At 70.2% G+C, this 22,878-nt stretch carries 20 protein-coding genes; 12 read left to right on the top strand and 8 right to left on the bottom strand.

Annotation, left to right across the window (positions count from 1 at the left end):
* Positions 1 to 261 precede the first annotated feature (261 nt).
* Entirely contained in the window at positions 262 to 1,191 is a 930-nt protein-coding gene (locus tag ACIRP2_RS15640; RefSeq protein WP_404250451.1) for a hypothetical protein, read from the bottom strand.
* A gap of 39 nt (positions 1,192 to 1,230) precedes the next feature.
* Between ACIRP2_RS15640 and ACIRP2_RS15635 the strand changes: the two genes are divergently transcribed.
* From ACIRP2_RS15635 to ACIRP2_RS15615, 5 genes are all read left to right on the top strand, one after another.
* The gene (locus ACIRP2_RS15635; RefSeq protein WP_404250449.1) at positions 1,231 to 2,481 is read left to right on the top strand and encodes a CapA family protein; all 1,251 of its coding nucleotides are present in this window, start codon (positions 1,231 to 1,233) and stop codon (positions 2,479 to 2,481) included.
* A 306-nt stretch (positions 2,482 to 2,787) separates the two neighbouring features.
* Complete coding sequence (locus ACIRP2_RS15630) at positions 2,788 to 5,082, top strand: HAMP domain-containing protein (protein ID WP_404250447.1); 2,295 nt, start codon at positions 2,788 to 2,790, stop codon at positions 5,080 to 5,082.
* Between the two features lie 6 nt (positions 5,083 to 5,088).
* A complete protein-coding gene (pgsB, locus tag ACIRP2_RS15625) occupies positions 5,089 to 6,834 on the top strand; it encodes a poly-gamma-glutamate synthase PgsB (RefSeq protein ID WP_404250446.1) in 1,746 nt (581 codons plus the stop codon).
* The gene (locus ACIRP2_RS15620; protein WP_093897272.1) at positions 6,831 to 7,313 is read left to right on the top strand and encodes a poly-gamma-glutamate biosynthesis protein PgsC/CapC; all 483 of its coding nucleotides are present in this window, start codon (positions 6,831 to 6,833) and stop codon (positions 7,311 to 7,313) included. Before pgsB ends, ACIRP2_RS15620 begins: the two co-directional genes overlap by 4 nt.
* Positions 7,314 to 7,356: 43 nt before the next feature.
* The gene (locus ACIRP2_RS15615; protein ID WP_404250443.1) at positions 7,357 to 8,436 is read left to right on the top strand and encodes a C40 family peptidase; all 1,080 of its coding nucleotides are present in this window, start codon (positions 7,357 to 7,359) and stop codon (positions 8,434 to 8,436) included.
* A gap of 112 nt (positions 8,437 to 8,548) precedes the next feature.
* Here ACIRP2_RS15615 and ACIRP2_RS15610 read toward each other — a convergent pair whose 3' ends face one another.
* The 3 genes from ACIRP2_RS15610 to ACIRP2_RS15600 all read right to left on the bottom strand — a co-directional run bounded on the left by ACIRP2_RS15610 (position 8,549) and on the right by ACIRP2_RS15600 (position 11,924).
* Positions 8,549 to 9,157 (bottom strand): GPP34 family phosphoprotein, encoded by a 609-nt coding sequence (locus tag ACIRP2_RS15610; protein ID WP_404250441.1) that lies wholly within the window; start codon positions 9,155 to 9,157, stop codon positions 8,549 to 8,551.
* Between the two features lie 533 nt (positions 9,158 to 9,690).
* Entirely contained in the window at positions 9,691 to 10,185 is a 495-nt protein-coding gene (locus tag ACIRP2_RS15605) for a DUF6328 family protein (protein WP_404250439.1), read from the bottom strand.
* Positions 10,186 to 10,406: 221 nt separating this feature from the next.
* Positions 10,407 to 11,924, bottom strand: coding sequence for an LCP family protein (locus tag ACIRP2_RS15600; RefSeq protein ID WP_404250437.1), 1,518 nt, complete (start codon positions 11,922 to 11,924; stop codon positions 10,407 to 10,409).
* Between the two features lie 141 nt (positions 11,925 to 12,065).
* Between ACIRP2_RS15600 and tatA the strand changes: the two genes are divergently transcribed.
* Together tatA and ACIRP2_RS15590 are read left to right on the top strand one after the other, a co-directional pair.
* The gene (gene tatA / locus ACIRP2_RS15595) at positions 12,066 to 12,347 is read left to right on the top strand and encodes a Sec-independent protein translocase subunit TatA (protein ID WP_404250849.1); all 282 of its coding nucleotides are present in this window, start codon (positions 12,066 to 12,068) and stop codon (positions 12,345 to 12,347) included.
* A 378-nt stretch (positions 12,348 to 12,725) separates the two neighbouring features.
* Positions 12,726 to 13,304: a TerD family protein gene (locus ACIRP2_RS15590; RefSeq protein WP_404250847.1), complete on the top strand. Its 579-nt coding sequence runs from the start codon at positions 12,726 to 12,728 to the stop codon at positions 13,302 to 13,304.
* Positions 13,305 to 13,355: 51 nt separating this feature from the next.
* Here the strand turns inward: ACIRP2_RS15590 and ACIRP2_RS15585 are convergent, their stop codons facing one another.
* Together ACIRP2_RS15585 and ACIRP2_RS15580 are read right to left on the bottom strand one after the other, a co-directional pair.
* Positions 13,356 to 14,150 (bottom strand): hypothetical protein, encoded by a 795-nt coding sequence (locus tag ACIRP2_RS15585; RefSeq protein WP_404250435.1) that lies wholly within the window; start codon positions 14,148 to 14,150, stop codon positions 13,356 to 13,358.
* Between the two features lie 219 nt (positions 14,151 to 14,369).
* Positions 14,370 to 14,945, bottom strand: a complete 576-nt coding sequence (locus ACIRP2_RS15580) for a TerD family protein (RefSeq protein ID WP_404250433.1) — start codon at positions 14,943 to 14,945, stop codon at positions 14,370 to 14,372.
* Positions 14,946 to 15,142: 197 nt separating this feature from the next.
* On the opposite strand from ACIRP2_RS15580, the gene ACIRP2_RS15575 reads away from it, so the two are divergent.
* The 3 genes from ACIRP2_RS15575 (at position 15,143) to ACIRP2_RS15565 (ending at position 18,071) form a co-directional block, all read left to right on the top strand.
* Positions 15,143 to 15,574, top strand: coding sequence for a BlaI/MecI/CopY family transcriptional regulator (locus tag ACIRP2_RS15575; protein WP_404250431.1), 432 nt, complete (start codon positions 15,143 to 15,145; stop codon positions 15,572 to 15,574).
* Positions 15,575 to 15,577: 3 nt separating this feature from the next.
* Positions 15,578 to 16,510 (top strand): M56 family metallopeptidase, encoded by a 933-nt coding sequence (locus tag ACIRP2_RS15570; RefSeq protein ID WP_404250429.1) that lies wholly within the window; start codon positions 15,578 to 15,580, stop codon positions 16,508 to 16,510.
* 166 nt (positions 16,511 to 16,676) lie between these two features.
* Positions 16,677 to 18,071, top strand: a complete 1,395-nt coding sequence (locus ACIRP2_RS15565; protein WP_404250427.1) for an LCP family protein — start codon at positions 16,677 to 16,679, stop codon at positions 18,069 to 18,071.
* Positions 18,072 to 18,545: 474 nt separating this feature from the next.
* On the opposite strand, the gene ACIRP2_RS15560 is transcribed toward ACIRP2_RS15565, so the two are convergent.
* Both ACIRP2_RS15560 and ACIRP2_RS15555 read right to left on the bottom strand, forming a co-directional pair.
* Positions 18,546 to 19,583, bottom strand: coding sequence for a sporulation protein (locus ACIRP2_RS15560; protein ID WP_404250425.1), 1,038 nt, complete (start codon positions 19,581 to 19,583; stop codon positions 18,546 to 18,548).
* Positions 19,584 to 19,683: 100 nt separating this feature from the next.
* The gene (locus ACIRP2_RS15555; RefSeq protein WP_404250423.1) at positions 19,684 to 19,905 is read right to left on the bottom strand and encodes a hypothetical protein; all 222 of its coding nucleotides are present in this window, start codon (positions 19,903 to 19,905) and stop codon (positions 19,684 to 19,686) included.
* A gap of 839 nt (positions 19,906 to 20,744) precedes the next feature.
* Here ACIRP2_RS15555 and ACIRP2_RS15550 point away from each other — a divergent pair.
* Complete coding sequence (locus tag ACIRP2_RS15550; RefSeq protein ID WP_404250421.1) at positions 20,745 to 21,434, top strand: 4'-phosphopantetheinyl transferase; 690 nt, start codon at positions 20,745 to 20,747, stop codon at positions 21,432 to 21,434.
* 209 nt (positions 21,435 to 21,643) lie between these two features.
* Entirely contained in the window at positions 21,644 to 22,765 is a 1,122-nt protein-coding gene (locus ACIRP2_RS15545; RefSeq protein ID WP_404250845.1) for a P1 family peptidase, read from the top strand.
* The last annotated feature ends 113 nt before the right edge of the window (positions 22,766 to 22,878 follow it).

Raw genomic sequence — 22,878 nt, 5'->3', positions numbered from 1 at the left:
CGTGGGGGCGGGCCCGTGGTCGACATGGCGGGTGGCCGCGTCGGCGCGCGGGCGCGACGGGGACGCCCCGGGCCGGTCCTCTGGCGGCGGCGCCCCGACGAACTGCGACGCGAAGCCGCCGGGTGCCTTCCGGGACGCGCCCCGAGCGCGGGCCGCTTCCTGACGGCGGTGACTTCGACCGGGTCGGGGTGCGCATCGGCGCGGCGCTGGGGTGCGATCCCCCCGGACGTCCGCCGTGCGACATGCCCTGCGTGTCTCGCCTCAGGGCAGCGTGGTCGCCAGCGCTCCGGCCGCCTGCCGCATCCGCTCCTCGTCGTCGCGCACGCTCCGGCTGAACTCCATGTGGAGGAACGGGACACCGTCCGTCGCCGCGCGTCGCCCCTGTTCGTTGCTGCGGCCCTCCAGCGCGCAGCGTCGTACCCAGGCACGGCAGACGGCGAAGCCCTCCCGTCGCAGGGCGGTCGCCGTGCGGCGGGCCGCCACACGGCCCGCCTCGCCCTTGCCGGTGGACGCGATCACGTCGTAGTCCGGTTCGGTGGAGTCGGCGAAGCCGTGCACCTGCACGCCCGGCAGCCGTCGCCGGACCAGTTCGTCGCAGACCACGTCGAACACCGAGTCGCTGCGGTGCGCGACATCGGCGCGGTCCCCCTTTCCGGCGTTGCGGTGGGCGCCGGCCAGCACCATGACCCCACCGGTCCTGGCGCGCAGCACCTCGATGCCCAGCTGCTCGCTGCGTGTGTCGGCGACCGGATGCGGGACCTGGACCGACCAGCGGGCCGGGGCGCCGAGGTCGACGTAGACCCGGCCCCAGCCCCGCCTGACCTCCGCGGCACGGTCGGCGATCTCGGCGAAGCGCCGACCGGTCCCGGTGTCGGTGAAGGTACGGATGCCGAAGTCGACCTCGGCCAGGCGGCGCCCGGCTTCGGCCCGGTGGCCGTCCAGGAAGAGCCCGACGGCTTCGGCGACGGTACGGCGCTGGGCGGGCAGGGGTCGCTGGTAGTCGCTGTGCGCGACCGTTCCTCTGGTGAATTCGGTGATGCGCCGGGCCAGGTCGTCGCCGTCACGGGCATCGGGAGCGGCCGGACCGTGTCGGGGCCGGTCGCCGGACGGGACGAGAACCGCCACCAGCGCACCGATCGTGACCAGTATCACCACGGTACTCAGCAGTATTGCCTTGATCGTTATCTTCACGGCAGGGTCCCGTGTCCTATCCAAACGAAAATATCAGGGGTGTCATCATTCCCTCTCAACTCCTTCGCGGCCCGCGCCGCCCTGCTGGCGCTCCTCGCTGTCACCGCGGCGGGCTGCTCGCTGCCGGGCAGTGACAGTGACGCCGCCGACGCGCAGTCGGGCCCGTCGTTCACCGTCGCCGCCGCGGGCGACATCCTGATCCACCCACAGCTGACCGAGCAGGCCCGCAAGGACGCCGAGTCGGCCGACGGCAAGGGTGCCGGAAGCGGCGGTACCGCGTCCGACGGGCTCGACTTCGGTGCGATCATGGCCGGGGTCAAGCCCGTGATCAGCAAGGCCGACCTGGCGATCTGCCACTTCGAGCCGGTCATCGGCAAGCCGGAGGGACCGTTCCAGAGCTACCCGGACTTCCTGGTGCCGCCGCAGATCACCGCGGCGATCAAGGACGTCGGTTACGACACCTGCTCGACGGCGTCGAACCACACGCTCGACCACGGAGCCGAGGGCGTGAAGCGCACGCTCGACACCCTCGACAAGGCAGGTCTCAAGCACACCGGTTCGGCGCGCAGCGGTGCGGAGGCGGCCAAGCCGCTGATCATGGATGTGAAGGGCGTGAAGGTCGCGCAACTGTCGTACGCCTTCGGGTTCAACGGTCGCGAGATCCCGGCCGACAAGCCCTGGATCGTCAACCAGAACTCCTTCGACAAGATCGCCGCCGCCGAGAAGGCTGCCCGCAAGGCCGGTGCCGAAGTGGTGATCCTCAGCATCCACTGGGGTCGCGAACATCACCCGGATCCGAGCGCTCCGCAGCTGAAGCTGGCCCGCAGGCTGGCGAGGGAGACCGGGATCAACCTGGTGATCGGCCACCACGCGCACGTGGTGCAGCCGATGGAGAAGGTCGACGGCACATGGGTGGCGTACGGCCTCGGCAACCAGCTGGCGCGGCACGACGTGCCGTCCGGACTGACCGAGGAAGGCGTCATCGGCTGGTTCGAGTTCCACAAGCGGGGCGGCACATGGGACGTGGACGCGCGCTACGTACCGACGCTCGTCACCATCCCGCCGGACGTCGACGAGAGCGACCCGGATTCCGTGAAGGCGGCCGGTGAGCGGGGTGCGGTGAAGGACCACCGGCTGCTGAATCTGGCCGAATCCCTGCGAGACGGCAAGGACCTCTCGCCCGAGGAGCGGGCGAGATACCGGATGGCATTCGAGCGCACCCAGGGCACGATGCTCAACCGGGGTGCAGCCAAGGACGGTCTGAAGCCGTTGGAGGGCCTCCCGGACTGATCACCGTCCTCCAGGACGACCGTACGCCGACCGCACGCCGACCGGCGGCCGAGCAGTAGCCGGCCGTTGGGTGACTCCTGGCTGTCCCACAGATGTCTCACAGTTTTCCGACAGGTGACGCACAGCTGAGTGATCACCAAGTGGGTGCGGAGTCAAGAAATGAGCTTCAAACGTCGGGTACGTCACACCGGCAACTCTCCGTACAACTTTCCGCCAAGCTTCCAGGTCGTGGAACTGATCGCCTCATCTCCATGGCATGCATCGGCGCGGGCCTCAACTCGGGCCAGAACCTGAAAGGCAACATTCATGGCCGCTTCGTCTGCGAAGCGGCGGCACAAGGTCCGACGCCGGGCCGACATGTCGCTGCTGGGTGGCATCCGTCCACCCATCGCGGTCCTCTCGGCCCTGCTGCTCTCCCTCGCGGGCATCACCGCCCTCGGTCTGGGGAGAGCCGGTCAGGACCCCGTCCCCGAAGCCGTGCTGACCTCGCAGCAGCACTTCGCCGAGGACGGTGCCGTCGCCATGCGCGCCTCGATCGACGAGAGCGCCACCGACCTGACCCGTACCGCCGGACTCTTCAGCGCCGGCGATCCGGTCTCGCCGGACGCCGTCCTCGACAAGATCGGCAGTGTCTACCAGAAATGGATGGGCACGGCCGTCGTGGAGATCAAGTCCGGGCGGATGCTTGCCGCGCGCGGTGAGAACGTGCCCGTCACCGCCGTCGACACGAGCAAGCTCGCCGAGAAGGACGGGCTCAGCCCGCGCATGGTGCGACTGCAGAACGGCGAGACCCGGCTGCTCGCGCTCGCCCTGCTCTCCTGGCCGGACCGGCCGCAGCAGTTGCTGATCGCTTCGAGCAGTCTGCGCTTCCCGGGCATCAGCCTCGGGCAGTTCCGCTCCATCGCCGTCATCGACAGCGAGGGGCGCATCCTCAGCAGCGACGGCATTCCGGAACCCGAGCAGGTCCTCACCGATCTTCAGCGCGAAGGCGTCAAGCGTTCCAACAAGCAGCTGAAAGCTTTCTCCAAGATTGCCGCCGTCAAGTCGGCGGAGCATCCGCTCAAGGCGAAGGAGCCCGGTTCCGGCGGTTTCCTCGGGGTCAGCGGCAGTCTGCTCGGGGACACCTTCGAGGGCGACCGTTCCATCGCCGGATATGCCACGCTCACCGGCCCGGAGCCCGGCGAAGGGACCGTCGCGACCGCGCTCGGCCTGACCGTCGTCTCCATGGTCGACGTCGCGGTGGACCCCACCAGGGTCGCCGGACCGCTCTTCGGCCTGCTCGCCGCGGCCGCGCTGCTGCTGATCGGCGCCCTCGCGGTCGCCCTGCTGCTCGGTACGGTCCAGCGCCCGCTGCTGAAACTCTTCCTGGAGAGCCGCCGGCTCACCCGCGGCGATCTGACCCGCCCCGTCACCGTCCCGAGGTACGGCGAGGCCGGGCGGATCGGGCAGGCCCTGGAACGGCTCCGCCGCCAGCTCCTCGGTGAACCGGCCGGCACCACCGACGCGTCCTCCGGCGCGTCGCGCCGCCGTGTCGGCACCCGCGGCCTCGTCGTGGTCTGCGGTGTCCTGCTCCTCGCCTGGTCGGCGCCGATGCTGCTGCTCTTCAACCGCGCCGACTCCACCGTCGCCGTACCGGAACAGATCATCAGCGACCAGCGCGAGCGCACCGACACGCTCTCCGACCGGGTGCGCCGTGCGCTCAACGAGGGCCACGCCGACCTGGTCTCCGTCTCCGCGCTGATCGGCAACCGGACCAGCCCCGAGGACATGAAGAAGGTCCTGGAGCGTACCCGCACCGAGCACGTGCGCTACCGGTCGCTGTACGTACGCTCCGCCGAGGGCACCGTCCTCGCCCGGGCCGGTGAGTCCCCGCACGGCCTGCCCGCGAACGCGAGCGGTGGCGACAAGCTCCCCACGCAGCCGATCAGCGTCCTCAACGATTCGGGCAAGGAGCCGGTGATCGCCGGATACGCGGAGATCCCGGGCCGCGACGGAGCCGCCGTGATCGGTGAGTTCCGGATCGACTTCATCAACTCGCTGCTCAAGCGCCCCGGTCTCGGCCAGATCCGGGTCGTCGACGACGAGCGGCGGGTCCTGGGCGGCAACACCGGCTACCTCGCCTTCCAGAGCCTTCCGAAGCGGCTCGACGAACTGGCGACCGGCACCAACCAGAAGACCGGACTCAGCGCCCGTGCCAGCGGTGTCATGTACCGCGACGGTGACGGAGTCCAGGTCGCCGGAGCCGCGCCGTTCGTCGGCGGCGGGGCAGCGAAGAAGCTCGGCTGGACGGTGGTCAGCTGGCAGCCCGCCGCGGGTCTCGCGATTCCCGAGTACAGCCTGCAGAACCGCACCGTCCTGGCCGGACTGCTCGGCGTCACCGCCGCCGCCGCTTGCCTCGGCTGGCTGCACATCGTCGTCGTACGGCCGCTGCGTGAACTGGCCGGCAAGGCCGAGGCACTCGCCGACGGCGACCGGCGCACCGTGCTCTTCCCGCACCACCACGACGAAGTCGGCGCGGTCACGCGAAGTCTCGAACTCGTCCGGCAGCAGCTCCAGGAGCAGCGCAGACGCGACGGCGCCCCCCTCGCCGGAAGGAACTGATCGGCCTTGCTCTTCCTCTACACCGTGCTCGTGATGTGCTGCGCGATCCTGTTGATCGCGGGCATCGTCGAGCAACGCCGCCACTTCAGCAATCTGGAGCGGATACCGACCCGTGTGCTGGTCAACGGCATCCGCGGCAAGAGCTCCATCACCCGGCTCTGCGCCGGTGCGCTGCGCGGCGGTGACCTCGTCACCGTCGCCAAGACGACCGGCACCGCGGCCCGCTTCATCCACCCGGACGCCACCGAGGAGCCGGTCTACCGCAAATTCGGCATAGCCAACGTGGTGGAGCAGATCGGCATCGTGCGACGTGCCGCCGCGTACAACCCGGACGCGCTGGTCATCGAATGCATGGCCGTCATGCCGGCGCTGCAGGAGATCAACCAGTCGAAGCTGATCCGGTCGACGATCGGCGTGCTCTGCAACGTACGTGAGGACCATCTGGCCGAGATGGGCCCGACCCTGGACGACGTGGCCCGCTCGCTGTGCCGCTCGATGCCGGAGGGCGGCATCTGCGTCACCGCCGAGAAGGACCGCTTCGACATCCTCCAGGAGGAGGCGGACGCCCGGGACTGCAAGCTGATCTACGCGGACCCGGAGACCGTGAGCGACGCGGAGCTGCGCGGGTTCAGCTGGTTCACCTTCAAGGAGAACGTGGCGATCGCGCTGGCCGTCGCCGAGCTCCTCGGTGTGGACCGGGAGACCGCGCTCCAGGGCATGTACGACGCTCCGCCGGACCCGGGCGTCCTCTCGGTCGAGCGGTACCGCACCCACGACGACAAGCGGCTGCGGTTCGCGAACGTCTTCGCGGCCAACGACCCCGAGTCGACGCTGATGAACATCAACCAACTGCTCGACCTGGGGGCGATCAGCCGGCCGCTGAACGTCGTCATCAACTGCCGCCCCGACCGGGTCGAGCGCAATGGACAGATGGGCCAGATCATCCCCGATCTCCAGCCGGAGAAGGTCTTCGTCATCGGGCACCCGGCGAAGAGCGCCATCGACGCCATCCCCGCCGAGTGGCGGCACACGGCGGTCGACCTGGGCGGTGACAAGCGCGATCCCGACGAGTTCATGCGCCAGTTGCTCGACCGGCTCGGCCCCGAGTCCTCGCTCGTCGCGATCGGCAACATTCACGGGCAGGGCGAGGTCCTGCTGGAGCATCTGGCCGAACTCCCCGCGGACGAGACGGCGGACGAGACGGCGGACGAGACGGCGGACACGCCGACGGACGCGCCGGGCGTGAGGGAAGCGCGGGACGGCCTGCCCGACGAGGCACGTGCCGCAGTACGCGACGACGGCCCGCCCACCGCGGCCGTTCCCGTGATCCCGGCCCAGCCCCGGCGCGAGGCGCCCGCCCTCGAACCGGGCCATGTGCCGCACGACGAGACGCTCGCGCTGCCGCGGTACACACCGCGCCTCGACCCGTTCGCGCCGTACCCCGAGGCCTACGAGGCCCGGTACCAGCAGCGTCAGCCGGCCGTGCTGCCCCTCGCCGTACGCCCCCGGCAGCCCGGACCGGAGCAGTCGGGACAGCCGACGCAACAGCGCGGACCGGAGCAGTCGGGACAGCCGACGCAACAGCCCCCGCAGGAGCAGTCGGGACAGCAGCCGCAACAGCCCCGGCCGACATCCGGGACTCCGGCACCGAGTCCGGCGCAACCGCCCGCAAAGCCCCATGTTCGCGGCCCCTTCGAGCCGGTTCGGCCGCCCGCCCCGGCCCAGCAGCAGAACCCAGGAGAACCCCGTTGATCCCCTCCGTCCTCACCCCCGAGATCGCCGCGATCGGTATCGCCCTGGGGTTGATGTTCTCCCTGGTCTGCTATCTCACGACCAACCTCTCGCCCGGCGGCATGATCACCCCGGGCTGGCTGGCCCTCACCCTCGTCGAGGACCTCCAGCGCGCGGCCATGGTGGTCGGCGTCACCGTGCTGACGTACGTCGCCGTCCTCGGCCTCCAGCGCGTCGTGATCCTCTACGGCAAGCGGCTGTTCTCCACCGTCGTGCTCACCGGCGTCGTCTTCCAGGCGACGCTGATGATCGTGCTGTCGCTCGAATTCCCGCTGATGTACACCAACCAGACGCTCGGCTTCATCGTCCCGGGCCTCATCGCCTACCAGCTCGTCCGCCAGCCCAAGGGCGCGACGCTGCTCGCGACCGGCACGGTGACGCTGATGGCGTACGTCGTACTCACCGCCGGAATCCTGCTCGGCGCCCTGCCCACCGTCTGACCGACCGACACCGCTCGACCCACCACCCGGAGCTGACCGACCCATGAGTGCCAAGACCAAGCGTGGCCCCCGCCCGGTGCTGCATGCCGTCACGGTGATCAGCCTGCTTGCGGGCAGCGCCTACCTCACCGTCGAACTGCGCAAGGACGAGCAGGCCAAGGCCCCCGCCGTGCAGGCCGTCACCGACAACCCCTCCCTGCGCTCCTCCGGCGCCGGTCTCAACGGCGAAAAGAGCTGGGAACGACTGCAGAACCCCGCCCGCACCCTGCTGCGCGGTGCCGATGGCGAGGTCCTCGCCAGCTTCACCGACGGCGCCCGCACCGCCACGCTCACCGGCCCCAGCCGAACGTTCACCGAACCCGCCTACACCAAGTCCCGGGTCGTCACCGAGGACTGGGTCCGGCTGATGCCGTACCAGTGGAAGAAGGGCTCCGAGAAGGAGAAGTGGTTCAAGGACTGGTTCAAGGAGTTCTTCGGCAGCGAGGAGGACGACATCTTCGCGATGGCCTTCCAGTACGTCGACCAGGCGCCGATCAAGAAGGACGACGAAGGGGTCCCGTACGCGGGGGACGCCAACTTCGGTCCGATCAACCCGAACGGCAGTCCGGGCAACGACTACCGGCTGGAGGAGTCCGACTTCTTCGACTACCTCGGCATCCCGTACACCTTCCGCAACGGCACCACGATGCAGCCGCGCGCCGAGCGCGCCCGCTCGATGGACTGCTCGGGCTTCATCCGTACGGTCTTCGGCTACCGCGCCCGCTATCCGCTGATGGCCACCGACGCCCTCGGCGACGGACTGCCGCGCACCGCGAACGGCATGGCCCGTTCCAAGCGTGGCGCGGACGTCATCGAACTCAAGGGCATCACGCCCGCGGACCGGCCGAAGAGCATCGACGTGCTGCAGCCGGGAGACCTGGTCTTCTTCAAGCTCGACCGGCGGACCAAGCAGCGACTGGACCACGTCGGCATGTACATGGGGCACGACACCGACGGGCACAAGATCTTCGTGTCCAGCCGGGAAGAGGTCAACGGCCCGACCATCGGCGACAAGGGCGGTACCTCCAGGCTGGATGGGAACGGCTACTACGCCGCTACGCTGCGCAGCGCCAAGCGTCTGTGAAGCAGCGCCCCCGGCCATTGCACGCCGCACCGCTCGGAGGCCTGCCGCTCGGCGTGGCTCCGGGCGGCGCGGCGCACGGGGCCGGAGGCCGTCCGGACCGTTCGCGCCTTCGTCATTGGCCGCGCCAGATGTTGTCGAAGGCCGCCTCGTCGATCGCTCGCCGTTGTCGCTGGAACTCGAGGTCGCGCAGGGCGTCGTCCACGGCGGCGAGCACCGTCGTGATCGGCTCGTCGGGCACGTCCGGGGAGTCACCGGTGGGCTTGTCGCGGATTCCGGCCGCCGCGCCGAGCGCGGCGAGGACGGGCTCGTCGGAACTCCAGCGGTCCGCCGCCCGGCGACGGGCGGGCGAGTCGGCGAGGACCATCCGACTGGTCGCGGAAGGCACCCAGCGGGGGCGGTTCTGCGGGGTGAGCTGTCCCTCCGCCTCAAGGGCGGAGAGATAGGCCGTGGACAGGCCGCGGCCTCGGCGCCACAGCCAGTCGTCGAGCGATTCGTAGGGCGGTTGCCGGACGAGCGACGACACGGCCTCGTCCAACAGGGGATCCTCCATCGCCGGCGCATGGCCCGGCACGATCCGATCGCCGTCCAGCCTGACGGCCTCGGCATCCAGGAGGTCGATCACCTCCGCTCCCGCGAGCACCAGCGACAGATCGCCTCGCTCCAGGGGGCGGCTGGCCGCTCTGTCGATGGCGGCGATCAACAAGTCCCGCGGTGTGCTCATGAACGGCTCCACGTCAGGGGCGTTTGGGGCGGGGGCGGGCGGATGAGCGCCCGGGGCGTCGACGCCATCGACGCCCTCACGCGGCGAAAGGCTGCGGTCGTGGTGTCGCCGACGGTGATGCTGCGCGTACTGCGGTGCCCGTCTCTCGCTGTGACGGATGAGGCGGTGGACGTGATGAGGCGGTGGACCCTCTCGGACGTCCGTGTGCCGTCGTCCGACCGGTTGCCGACGGCGAGCACGCCCGCATTCGAGTCTACGAAGCGAGGACGTCAGCCGCATCCCACGCAGCCCACCCTTCCCCGCCGGGGATGCGCACCCTGCGGGGAAGACCGAGGGCCCCGGCGGCGCGAGGGAGCAGCCGGAGGCTCTCGGGACACCGGAGGCCCGGGAGCCGGAGGCGTGGGGAGACCGGAGGCCCGGGGAGCGGGAAACCGGAGCCGCTCGTCCGCGTGGACGATCGCGCACGCGCTCGGCTCGACCCTGCGCTCCGGGCGGTCGGCCGACGTTACGTCGGCGGGATCCCGAAGAACGCGTCAGGACGCGGGGCGGCGCAGTGCCCTCGGGAGGACGAACCAGAGGCCGGTGAACATGACGAGTGTGGCGGCCGTGACCGCGACAGCGGCGGTCCGGCCGAGGACGACATCCATGAGCAGGAGAACAGCGCCGTTGAGCGCAAGGGCGAGGAATACCAGACCGATTTCGGCGAGCCGCGCGGACAGGGCGACGATCCGGACCTTGGCACCCCTGTGGAACAGGCCGCGATGCAGTGCGACCGGAGTCGCGAGCACTGCGGCGGAGACCACCGTGAGCAGCAACGTGGCCACGTACGTGGTGCGTTCGAAGGTGTCGAGGTGGGGAAATCGGCTGGTGAAGGCCACGCCGAGGAGAAAGGCGAAGACGATCTGTACACCGGTCTGCACGACCCTCAGCTCCTGGAGCAGCTCGACCAGGTTGCGGTCGGCCCGCTCCGCAGGCGTCTCCCGGCCGAGCGGGGACGGATCACCACCATCCGTCGGGATATGAGACATGAGGCTCATTGTTCTCGGGCCGTCCGGCCACATCACGCGGCGCACCGCGTCACGTCCGAACGGGCCGGAACTTTCGTACGGCGATCACAGCCCCTGATCTCACCCGACCTCACCGGCAGGGACCAGCGGGGACCTGCTCCGGGCGCGGCATCGCTGCTCAACCACCGCGACGGACCGTCCGCCGCGGTGACGATCGAGGGCACTCGAAACGGCGGGCCGCCCTATCCGTACGAGAGGTTGGAGCAAGGGTTGTCGTCGGCGGAGCGGGCGTCCTCGGCGACCTGGGAGGGCACGTCGGACGGCGGGGCCGACGCGGTGGCTTCCGGCTCGGTCGCGTACGTCGTGCCGAGGACGACCGCGATGCCGGTCGCGGCGGCCGGGGTGAGCTCCGCGCCGGGGAGGGCCCGCGCGACCTTCGCGGCCTGGTCCTTCTGGCCGGGGCCGTACTCGATCACGGTCTTGACCTGGGTGCGGACCGAGGCCGTCGAGGTGTCCGTGACGGTGAAGCCGTGCTCTTCGAGCATCCCGGCGGCGCGGGCCGCGAGGCCGGTGACGGTGGTGCCGTTGTAGACGGCCACGGAGACACCGGTGCCGTAGTCCGGTTCGTCGACGTCCGACGATGCCGAGGGGGACGGCGCGGTCGTCTCCGCGTTCCCCTTTCCGCCGGCGTCCTGGCCGTCGATGGTGCGGTCGGCCCTGAGCGACGCCCACAGCGCGTCGGCGTCGGGATGGACGATCGCCACCCGCGCACCCTGGTACTTCCACGGCACGGTCACGAACTTGGTGTTGTGCAGATCGATGTCCTTCATCGACATCGCGAAGGAGACCAGTTTGTCCGCGGAGCCGAGCCCGGGGTCGACGGTCATCGATCTGGTGGCCGCGTCGGCGAGCGGCAGCAGTTTGGTGGGCGTGAGTCCGTCGCTCTTCACCTGCTTCAACAGACTGGCGACAAAGGCCTGTTGGCGTTTTATGCGGCCTATGTCGGAACCGTCGCCGATGCCGTGCCGGATGCGCACGTAGTCGAGCGCCCGCTGGCCGGAGACGCTCTGCGGGCCCTTGGTGAAGATGCGCTTGCCGCGGGTGGAGCGATTGGGGTTGAGGTCTCGCTGATAGACGTCCTGGGGCAGGCAGACCTCGACGCCCCCGACGGCCTCGGTCATCGTCGCGAAACCCTTGAAGTCGACGACGACGGTGTGGTCGACGCGCAACCCGGTCAGCTTCTCGACCGTGTTCTGGGTGCAGGCGGGGTTGCCCTTGGCCGTCCCGCCCACCGAGTACGCCGCGTTGAACATGGCGCTGGTCTGCGGCCGGGACCAGGTGCCGTCGGGCAGTTTGCAGGGCGGGATGTCGATCAGGGTGTCACGCGGGATGGAGACGGCTATGGCGTGCTTCTGATCCGCGTACGTGTGCAGCAGGAACGCGGTGTCGGAGCGGCCGATGTCGTCCTTGTCCCCACCGCCCAGATCGCTGTTGCCGTCCGTCCGTCCGTCCGAGCCGATCACCAGGACGTTCGACCCCTTGGTGGAGGCGGGCGGGCGGTCTCCGGACACGCCGTCCGAGCTGAACGTGTTGATGTTCCCGTTGAGCCGCATGTAGACCCAGCCCGCGCCGGCCGTCACCAGGACGAGCAGTGAGACCGCGACGGTGAGGACGGTCCGGGTGCGGCTTCGCTTGCGCCGTCGACTGCGCTCGGCCGCTGCGCGCGCACGGTGCCGGGATGCCTGGCGGCTGCCTGTCATTCGTCCACGCCCCATCAGTTCCGGTCAGGGGGAAGGGGTGACCGTTCCCGACTCGACGGTTGTACAGTTGCGCAATGTAGCAAGCATTTCCGAACGATGGCGCCCCGCGTGGTCCATCGAGGAGAGAGAGGGTTGGGTGGAGTGTTCCGTAACGCGCTGGAGCCCTGGCATCTGCTGATCCTGGGGCTCGTGATCGTCCTGCTGTTCGGTTCGAAGAAACTGCCCGACACCGCACGGGCGCTGGGGAAGTCGCTCCGCATCCTGAAGAGCGAGACCAAGGCCATGAAGGAGGAGGGGGAATCCCCGTCGGCCGCTTCCGGGACCGACGCCCCCGAACCGCCGGCCCCGAGGATCATCCGGTCGGCCCCGGGCGACGCCGCCTCGGCCCGTCCGGTGGCGGAGAACGGCGCCGAGCGCCACTGAGCGTCGCGTGTCCGCGGCGAGGTGGGTTCGTGCGATGGGGGCGCGGCGGTGCGTGTACGGCGCTGCCGTCTGCGTCTCCGTCTGTGTCTCCGTCTGGGTCTGCGCGTACGGGACCGGTGCGGGTGGGCCCCGGTTGCGGGCGTATGCCGCTCGTGGCGCCAAAAGCCGGTCCGTGACCCGCGTGTGCGGTCCGCCCCGGGGCCTCGTCGAGAACGGCGGCCCCGAGGGCGGTCGCCGCATCCGCGTCGGGGGCCGCCTCCCCGTGGTGACTTTAAAGATTGCGCAATATTTGAATATGGTGGATTCACTACGCGTCCGGCGGAGCCCTGTTGTTCCGGTGGGCGCATCGTCGGCGTGTGTCGAAGGAGAGAAGTGGTGTTGGGCGTCAGTCTCACCAAGGGTCAGAACGTCGTCCTGAACCAGGACGGCACCCCGCTCGCGGACGTCACGGTCGGCCTGGGCTGGGACGCCCGTCCGGTCGGCGGTACGGACTTCGATCTCGACGCGTCCGCGATCATCTGCGGACCGGACCAGAAGGTCGTCTCCGACCGGCACTTCGTCTTCTACAACAACCTCACCAGCCCGGACGGGGCGGTGCGGCACACCGGCGACAACACCACCGGAGAGGGCGACGGCGACGACGAGCAGCTCCTCGTCGATCTCGACCGGCTCGACGAGAAGACCGGACAGATCGTCTTCACCGTCTCCATCCACGACGCCCAGAACCGCGGCCAGAACTTCGGACAGGTCGAGGACGCCTACATTCGCGTGCTCGACAACCTCACCGGCCGTGAGATGTGCCGCTACGAACTCTCCTACGACGCCGCGGGTGAGACGGCGATGGTCTTCGGCGCCCTGTACCGCAGGGGCGGCGAATGGAAGTTCCGCGCGATCGGCCAGGGTTACGCATCCGGTCTGGCCGGTATCGCTGTCGACTACGGCGTCGACGTCGCCTGAGTCGGGGAGCAGGGGTGGCCCATGTCGTGGGCGCGGGGCCACCCGGAGGCATCACGGGTGCCGTGTGCCGGGGAGGTGCGGTCCGCTGAAGTCCGGGCCGACGAAGTCCGGACTGCTGAAGTCCGGGCGGCCGAAATCCGGACTGCTGAAGTCCGGACTGCTGAAGCGGGGCCGTCGGCCGGTGTCCGCACTCCGGCCGGGCTCGGGCGTCGCGGGCTCCTGCGCGAGCTGCTCGACGAGGAACGGCCGGATGCCGTTGTGGCGCAGGGCTCGGAGCCACGACTCCCTGGCCCGATCGAGGTCGGCGTCGAGGCCGGGAGAACGCACCGCCCCGCCGCTCGTACGGGGTTCCCGGTGGGCGACGGCGGTCCGGTAGAGCGCGAGGATGCCGAAGGCGGCGGTGAGCGCGGCGACGCCGAGGCTGATCCAACCCGCCCCGATCAGCGTGCCGGCCATGGCGGGCACGCTGCCGGAGAGCCGGAGCACGTACCCGAGGAGAAGGAACGTGGCCGCGGCGACGGCGGCGAGCACCGGGGTGAGCACCGCCAGAACGGGCACCAGGCCCGCGCCCGTGTCCTCCTGGTGACCCGGCCCCGAAAGGGGCACCGCCCGATCCGCGGGCCCACGGCCCTGGAGCCGGGTTCGCAGGTCCGTGTACGACCGGTACTCGGATTCGGCGGCCGACGCCACATGGGGGCCGGCCGCCAAACCTCTGAGGCGCAACTGGTCCGCGCCGATGCCGGACCGGGTCAGCAGGCGCCGGATCTCCGCCGACCCGATGACGTCGTCGAGAGCTGACGCGTAGTCGGCTCCGTCCTCGTCCCGCAGTGGAAACGACCGGTCCATTCCATCCCCCGATTCGTGTGATTCGTTGTCCTGGGCCTTCGCGGCGGCGACGGCGTGCCCGCCCTCAGGGCGGGCAGTGAACGACGGCATCCGGTCCCGGAGGCGCGCCCGCCGTCGCCGCCGATGGTGGCCGACCGTCAACCGGGCCCGGAGCGCCGCGGGTCGACGGTCACGGAGCCGCCGTCCTCACGGGAGGGCGCGTCGCACGACGCGCCGTGTTCAGAGACTGACGCCGAAGTCCGCGACGATGCCGCTCAGGCCGGAGGCGTACCCCTGGCCGACTGCGCGGAACTTCCACTCGGCACCGTTGCGGTACAGCTCGCCGAAGACCATCGCGGTCTCGGTCGAGGCGTCCTCGCTGAGGTCGTAGCGGGCGATCTCGGCCCCGCCCGCCTGGTCGACCACCCGGATGTAGGCGTTGCGGACCTGTCCGAAGCTCTGGCCCCGTCCCTCCGCCTCGTGGATGGAGACGGGGAACACGATCTTGGCGACCTCGGCGGGCACGGCGGAGAGGTCGACCTTCACGATCTCGTCGTCGCCCTCGCCCTCGCCGGTGAGGTTGTCGCCGGTGTGCTCGACCGAGCCGTCGGGGCTCTTGAGGTTGTTGTAGAAGACGAAGTGCGCGTTGGAGAGCACCTTGCCGGACGCGTCGCACAGCAGCGCGCTGGCGTCCAGGTCGTAGTCCGTTCCGGTGGTCGTACGGACGTCCCAGCCCAGACCGACCAGCACCGCGGTCAGTCCGGGCGCCTCCTTGGTCAGTGAGACGTTTCCGCCCTTGGCGAGGCTCACACCCACAGCGTTTCTCCCTCTTCACGGCATCGGCCCCGGACGGTCACCGTCCGGGCGCTCTGTGACAGCAGACTGAAATCTACAACACTGTAGAGTTGGCGAGTGGCAGTTGTCCGGACGGCGTGGACGGACCGCCTGCGACGGTCGGTACGATGCCCCGTCGCCCGGCACAGCGGGCGACCGTACGGGAAGGGGACCGCGTCGTGACCGCAGAGGAGGACGGGCGGCAGGGGCAGCGTGCCCGCAGGCGGGGTCAGGGAGAGCTCGAAGCCCTGGTGCTGTCCGTGTTGGGCGACGCCCGCACGCCGGTCACCGCGAGCTGGGTGCAGGAGCGACTCGACGGCGATCTCTCGTACAGCACCGTCATCACCATCCTGACCCGGCTGCACGAGAAGAAGGCCGTGTCGCGCACCGGTTCCGGGCGTCCGGTCCTGTGGCGACCGGTCGCGACGGACGAGGCCGGGCTCACGGCTCTGCGGATGCGCAGGCTCCTCGACAAACAGGACGACCGCGACGCGGTGCTGTCCAGCTTCGTCTCGGCACTCTCCTCGCACGACGAGGAGTTGCTGCGGTCGCTGCTCAACGAGAGCGCGCCACCGGCGCCCGGAACACCGCCGGCCGAACCGGGGAGCTGAGCGATGGGCGTCTTCGTCTTCCTGCCCCTGGTCCTGCCGTTGACCGCGTTGCCGATCGCACGTCTGGCCGAGCAGCATCTGCACCCACGGCGTGCAGCCCGTCTGCTGACCACCGTGGCGGTGATCCTCGCGTCGTGCAGCACGGTCTGTCTGGGACTGCTGATGGTCGTCGGCACGGCCCAGCTCGCCGGAAACCCGCTGCCCGACGGCTGGTCCGACGACGAGGTGCGCGAGGCCGTCCCGCACGACAGGTTCGCCGGCAAGGCGGCCATCGTCGCGCTGACGGCCGTGGCCGCGGCCTGGGCGGTCACCGTGTACCGTCACTTCCGCTTCCGGTCCCGCGCCCACCGGGTCCTCGCCGCGCTGCCGTCGCGGGCCGAGGTCGCCGTCCTGCCCGACGCCGTGCCGTACGCCTACGCGCTGCCCGGCGCACCCGGCCGGATCATGGTGTCCACCAGCATGCTGGCGTGCCTCGACGAGGCCGAGCAGCGGGCGCTGCTCGCACACGAACGCGCGCACCTCTCGGGGCGCCACCATCGACTGCTGCTCGCCGCCCAGCTCGCGAGCGGGGCGAACCCGCTGCTGCGCCCGCTGCGGGCCGCCGTCGCCTACAGCACCGAACGCTGGGCGGACGAGGAGGCCGCGCGGGTCACCGGCGACCGGCGGACCACGGCTCGCGCCGTCGGCAAGGCGGCTTTGATCTCCCACCGGGCCGTCTCGCCGACCGTCGCGGCCTTTGCCGTCTCCGGACCCGTCCCGCGCCGGGTCGCCGCGCTGCTGGGGCCCGTTCCGCCCGACCGCGGCTGGCCTCCGACGCTCACCGCGACCGGCATCGCGGCCCTGTTCGCGGCGGCGGGCACCGCCGTGTCCACGCTGTCCTCGCTCAACGCCGCCTTCGCCCTCTTCCTCGTACTCGAAGCGGCGACCCCGTTGTGATGACACAGTCGTGCCGCTTCTGCGTGCGGCCGGCCCGGCAACGGCCTCTTCTCGGGGGAGGCCGGGAGCAGCTCTTCTCTACATGTATGTAGGGTTCGTCCACCGCAAGTCGCGGTGGACGAGGCAGTGGTGGGCGAGCGGCCGATGGGCCGGGCGGAGGGACAGCGTGAGCAAGGAACGCAGGAAACCGCGCGGCAGGGCGGGGCGCAGGGCCGACGAGAATGCACGGGGGCGGCTCACCAGGCGGGGCAAGTTCGTCGTCCGCGGCGGCGTCGCCCTGGTGGTGCTGCTCCTGGTCGCCGGTGGCGCAGGTGCCTGGATCTACCAGAACCTCAATGGGAACATCCATTCCGCCGACATCGACGACAAGCTCGGCGCCGACCGGCCGGCCAACATGAGTCCCGGATCCAAGAACATCCTGGTGGTGGGCTCCGACTCCCGTGCCGGCGACAACGGGAAGTACGGCAAGGGCCTGACCACCATGCAGTCGGACACCCTGATGGTCATGCACGTGGCGGCCAACCGGAAATGGGCCACCGTCGTCTCCCTCCCGCGGGATTCATGGGTCGGCATACCGGCATGCGACCGGGGCAACGGCACCCGGTCCACACCGCACCACTTCAAGATCAACGAGGCCTTCGCCGTCGGCGGAACCAGCGGCGACGTCGCCGGGGCGGCCGCCTGCACCATCAAGACCGTCGAGCAGAACACCGGCCTGCGCATCGATCACTTCATGTCGATCGACTTCCAGGGCTTCAAAGGCATGGTGAACGCCCTCGACGGCATAGAGGTCTGTCCCGAGACGGCGATCCACGACGAGAAGGCGCACCTCGATCTGGAAGCGGGATGCCAGACGGTCAAGGACGAGAAGGCCCTCGGCTATGTCAGGACCCGCTACAGCGTGGGGGACGGCTCCGACCTCGGCAGAATAGGCCGTCAGCAGGAATTCATGGAGGCGCTGGTGGCCAAGGCGCAGAAGAAGCTGACCAGCCCGACCGCCCTGTACGGCTTCCTCAACTCGGCCACCAAGTCACTGACCACGGACAAGGAACTTGCCGGGGTCACGCCGATCGCCGCGCTCGCTTCCGAACTCAAGGGCATCCCCGGCGACCGGCTGACCTTCCTGACCGTGCCGAACTACGCCCGCGAGGCGGATGTGCCCACCGACAAGGCCAATGTCGTCTGGCAGTACCCCCAGGCAGCGGATCTCTTCGCTTCCTTGGCCAAGGACAAGGAAGTCGACAAGAAGTCGCTGGAGGCAGAAGGCAAGAACCCCGTCTACGCCGCCACGATCCAGGTACGCGTACTCAACGGGACAGGAAAGCAGGGGCGGGCCGCGGAGGTCGCGGAAGCCCTGCGTACGGCGGGTTACACGGTCATCGGCACGGGCAACGCCCCCCAGGACACGCCCAGGACGGCGGTGACGTATCCGCAGGGCCTCGACCGGCAGGCGAAGGTGCTGGCCTCCCGGCTGCCGGGAACACGAGCGACCCAGGACGCCGCTGCCGCTTTCGGCGCGGTGACCCTGACGGTCGGCGGGGACTTCGACGGCCTTCGCTGAACCCCCGGCCGACAGCCGCCGCACCGGCGGACGGCATCCGTCGAATCGGCGGCAGGCTCTCGTTGCGTCGACGCGTGGCCTCCGTCGAACCGGCGGTCGGGCTCACCGCCGCGGCGACGGACGGCTTCCGCCGAACCCGCGGAGGGCGGACGGCGGGCGCACCGGCACTGCGATGCCGCCGGGCGGCGCGGCAGTCCGGCGACGCGCACCGGACCCCCGGGCCGGCGGCAGGAGCCGCCGGGCCCGGGAGGGGGCCGGCGAACCCGTGCGGCGTCGGAGATCGGACGCGTGTGCCGGGCTTCCCGGGCGAGGCTTGCCGGGCCGGTGAAACCGCCGTCGCCACCGACGACGGCGATGCCGATCCGTGCCACGGCACGCGCCTTTGCGGCGGTTCCTGGGCAGGCCGTGCTCCGCGGCTGAGCAGCCGACGGAACGATCGACGACGGGCCCACCGCAAGCCGGTGGACGGTGGGCTCACCCTTCGTCGTCGCCCTCGCTCTCCTCGTCCTCGAAGGCGTCACCGATCTCGTCGACGACTTCGGCGGCGATCATGCCGCCGACGACCCCGACCGCGACGCCCGCGGCGACGCCGGCGACCACCGCACCCGTGCCGGGGCCGGAGCGCCGGTGCTCATCGCCGTGGTGCGTGCCGTGGTGGAACTCGGAGTGGTGCGCGTCGTGGTGCCCGGTCTGTCCGTACGAGGCGGAGTACGGGTCGCCGGGAAAGCCGCCGTGCGAGCCGTGGCGGGCCACGATCTGCTTGATCCACGAGTCGACCTCGGCGATCCAGTCCGTGTGGCCCACGGCCTGGTGGGAGACGGCGAAACGGTGGACGGCGTCGTGGCCTTCGGAGAAGGGGCCGCCGCGCTGGTCGGCCTCGATGACGATCTCGACACCGTCGGGCGACGCGAGGAAGGTCACCTCGATCTCATCGACCGCATGCGCGTGGTGCGCGGGTGGGGAGAGTTCGATCTCCTGGTAGAAGGGCAGCCGCTGCCCGGTCCCGTGGATGCGGCCCAGTTCCAGATCGGCGGACTTGAACCCGAAACCCAACTGCCCCAACGCTTCGAGGACTGCCTCCTGTGCGGGAAGCGGCCCCACGTCGAGAGCGTCGAGGTCGCCCTTGTCCCTGGCTCCGCCCACCTCCACCTCGGTCCGCACTCCGAGGATCACCCCGAGAGGCTGCCCGTGGAGACGGGTGACGGGTGTCTCCCACGGCAGCGTGAGAGAGAACGGGACCGTCTGATCGGCCCCCTCCGCGAGCCGGAACCCACCGCCGACCGTGACGCGGTCGAAGACGACTGCGCCGTGTTCCTCCCCGTCGTGGCTCTCCGCCTCCACTTGGGCGACCAGATCGAGGGTGATCTGCTCGATGGTCACATCAGCCTGGCCGCCGCGCAGATGAACGCGACCGGTCAGGGGGCCGCCGGGCAGGACAGGGCCGGGGTCCAGGACCGTGTCGACCGATGGACCACCGACTCCGATGGCTCCCAGCAGCTTCTTGAACACCATGGTGGCGTCCGCTCCTTCATGTGGGTCTGTACTCAGGTGTGCCGATACGCCGGGCCGCCTCGCTCCTGGCCGGCGGGCCCGGCGACGGTGGGGCGGAGCGTTACTTGGCGGCGGCGTCGAGTGCGGCGAGCGTCTGGGCCCAGCGGGCGTACTTCAGGTTGGCCAGATCTGCCACCGTCTTGATCCCGAATGCCTCACGAAGGAGCTCTCCCTGACGGTCCGACACGCCCTTCAGAGCGGAGACCGGGGCTGAGAGAATCGTGGACAGGTCCTTGTCCGCGTATGCCTTGTCGAGCACCTTGTCCAGGTCGATCGGGACCACTGCTGCCTCCTGTGAGTACACTGCCCCGCCTGTTCGGCGGAGTGCCGCGGGCGCGACTGTCAGCAGAACTACCCCGGAAGGTAAAGCAGTTCCCAAGAAGATCGACGGGAGGTGCATTTTCAGCCACGGTGCCATGTCGCGCTGACGGGTAAAACACGAGGTCAGCCTGATGGGGTGCCCGTGATCGGTCGGAGTGGCGCCGCTTTGCCTCCGCTTTGCGTGCCCGGTCGAACCGGCTTCCGGGTGCAGGGGTGAGAGGGGGCGGTGACGCCGGGGCGCCACAGGATCGCAATGTCGGCCGTGGCACCGACGGAGCTCTCCCCGCCCGGTTCGCTCCGGCTCGGGGCGATTGTCCCCGTGCGTGACGGCCGGAAGGGCTGATGCGGCGGCAGGTCCCGGCCGTGCGAATCGCGTCGTGCGAGCTGTGGCAGGCGTTCGACGCAATGGTGCTGCCGGCCCGCTACGGCTCCGAAGTGCCCTGATCGCATACGTCCTGGTCCCGAGAGGCCCACCGTGTGCTGACGCCGCGCCCGAGGGCGGTCGTCGCTCTGGCCCGGCGTCGCTCTGTGCCGCGCAGATCCGTCGGCCGGGCCGAGCGAGACGAAACCGGAGCCTTTGGTCCTGAACCGACATCGAGTGCACCGCCCTGTGACATCGTCGTCCAGCGGCACGTCGGCGGGCCACCGGTCCGGTTCGTCATGAAGTGGTCCGGTGCGGACGGATTCCCCGCCGGGAGACGATCGGCCGAAGCACCGCCGACACGTCAAGAACCGCGCATTCCTTGGGCAGGCTTCAGGGAAGACGTGGAGGATGGATCGACCGGCGGTGCGAGGGAGAACATGATCGAGAAAATTCTGCCGTCCCGGGTGACCGTGGCCGAGGCGCTCTCCGATCCGCCCGAGGCCTCGCTCTTCCCCGGTGAGGAAGAGCTGATCCGCAATGCGGTGGAGTCCCGGCGCAAGGAGTTCATCACCGCACGGTGGTGTGCCCGGCGCGCGCTCGGTGAGCTCGGGCTCGCACCCGTCCCCATCCTGAAGGGCGAGCGCGGGGCGCCGATATGGCCGCGGGGCGTGGTCGGAAGCATGACCCACTGCGTCGGCTACCGGGCCGCCGTGGTCGCCCACCGGGCGGATGTTCTCACGGTCGGCATAGATGCCGAACCGCATGACCCGTTGCCTGTCGGGGTGCTGGAGACCATCGCCCTCGCGACGGAGCGGCAGCGGGAACGCGAGCTGCGTGAGACCTCCCCCGAGATCCGTTGGGACCGGTTGTTGTTCAGTGCGAAGGAGAGCGTCTACAAGGCGTGGTTCCCGCTCACCCACCGCTGGCTCGGCTTCGAGCAGGCCGACATAGTGCTCCGTCGGGACGGCACCTTCACCGCCGAACTGCTGATCTCCGCCCCGGTGGCGGACCCGGCCACCGGGGCAACTGCCGCCCCCATGGCCTTCCGTGGCCGCTGGCTGGTCGCGGACGGTCTCGTGGCGACCACGATCGCCGTGGCGAACGAGGCGGAGGCACCCGTCGGGTAGCCGAGCGGCCGGCGTCCTCACCACCGTGGTGCAGGACGGCGGGCACACCCCGGGGTCACATGTGAGGACACCGCGGGAACGGATGCCGGTCGTCCGACGCGTCGTCCGGGGCGCGGCCGGCGGGCGGCGCCGTACGGTGCCTCGTCGCACGCGTGGGTGTGCCCGTAATCTCTGACCGCATGAGCCGAGACCGCATGAGCCGACAAGGCATGAGCCAGGACCGCAAGCGCGCACGTGAGTTGGGCATTCCGCTGACGGGGGAGCCGGGACCGTGGAACGCGATCACGGACGTGCCCGGTGTCGAGGTCGGGTACGTCACCCTCGTCGAGGGCGATGACGTGCGCACCGGGGTGACGGCGCTCCTGCCGCGCGGCCGCGACGGCGTGGGCACGCCCTGCGCGGCCGGCTGGCATTCCTTCAACGGCAACGGCGAGATGACCGGGACCACCTGGATCGAGGAGAGCGGCTCGCTCGCCGTTCCTGTGGTCATCACCAACACCTACGCGGTCGGACCGGTGCACCGGGGCGTGGTCGACTGGGTGCGTGCCAACTGCGGAGGCATGGCGCCGGAGTGGCTGCTGCCCGTGGTCACGGAGACCTGGGACGGGCACCTCAACGACATCCACGGCTCGGCCGTGGAGCCCGGCCATGCGGCGGCCGCGATCGAGGCCGCGGCCTCCGGTCCGGTCGAGGAGGGGTGCGTCGGTGGCGGAACGGGCATGCGCTGCTACGGCTTCAAGGGCGGCTCGGGGACCGCTTCACGGGTGGTGGAGTACGGCGAGGACCGGTACACCGTCGGCGCCTTCGTGCAGGCCAACTTCGGCGCACGGAGCGAACTGGTCGTGGCCGGCGTCCCGGTCGGGCGCGCGCTGTCCGATCCGGTCGAGGCGCCCGCGGCCCGACCGGCGCCCGGTGGGGAGCGCCCGGTGCCGCCCGGCGCGGGCTCGGTGATCGTGGTGGTGGCGACCGACGCGCCGTTGCTGCCGGGGCAGTGCAAGGCACTGGCCCGTCGGGTGACGCTTGGCCTCGCCCGCACCGGCACCACCGGCAGCCACTTCTCCGGCGACCTCTTCCTGGCCTTCTCGACGGCCAACCCGTCGGCGCTGACCAGTACGTTTCCCGAGAACGACGGCAGCGCGCCGTACGAGTCGATGCGCTTCGTCCCCTGGGGCCGGATGGATCCCTTCTACGGCGCGGTGGTCGAGTCGGTCGAGGAGGCGGTGCTCAACGTGCTCACCGGCGCCCGATCGATGACCGGCCGGGCCGGCCATCACGTCCCCGCGCTCCCGCTGGACCGGGTGACGGAGCTTCTGGCCGCGCGGGGACGGTGACAGGGTCCCGAAGCCCTGGCCGAAGACGTGTTCCGAGCGGCGTGCCGAGACACTTCCGGGCGCGTGATCGCGAGCGTTCAAGGGTGCGTCAGGAGGTTCCCGCACGGGGAGAC

It is taken from the genome of Streptomyces sp. NPDC101194 (genome assembly GCF_044767885.1).
Taxonomy (GTDB): Bacteria; Actinomycetota; Actinomycetes; order Streptomycetales; family Streptomycetaceae; genus Streptomyces.
Note: the sequence above shows the minus strand (reverse complement) of the source record. Positions and strands in the feature narration are given on the sequence as shown.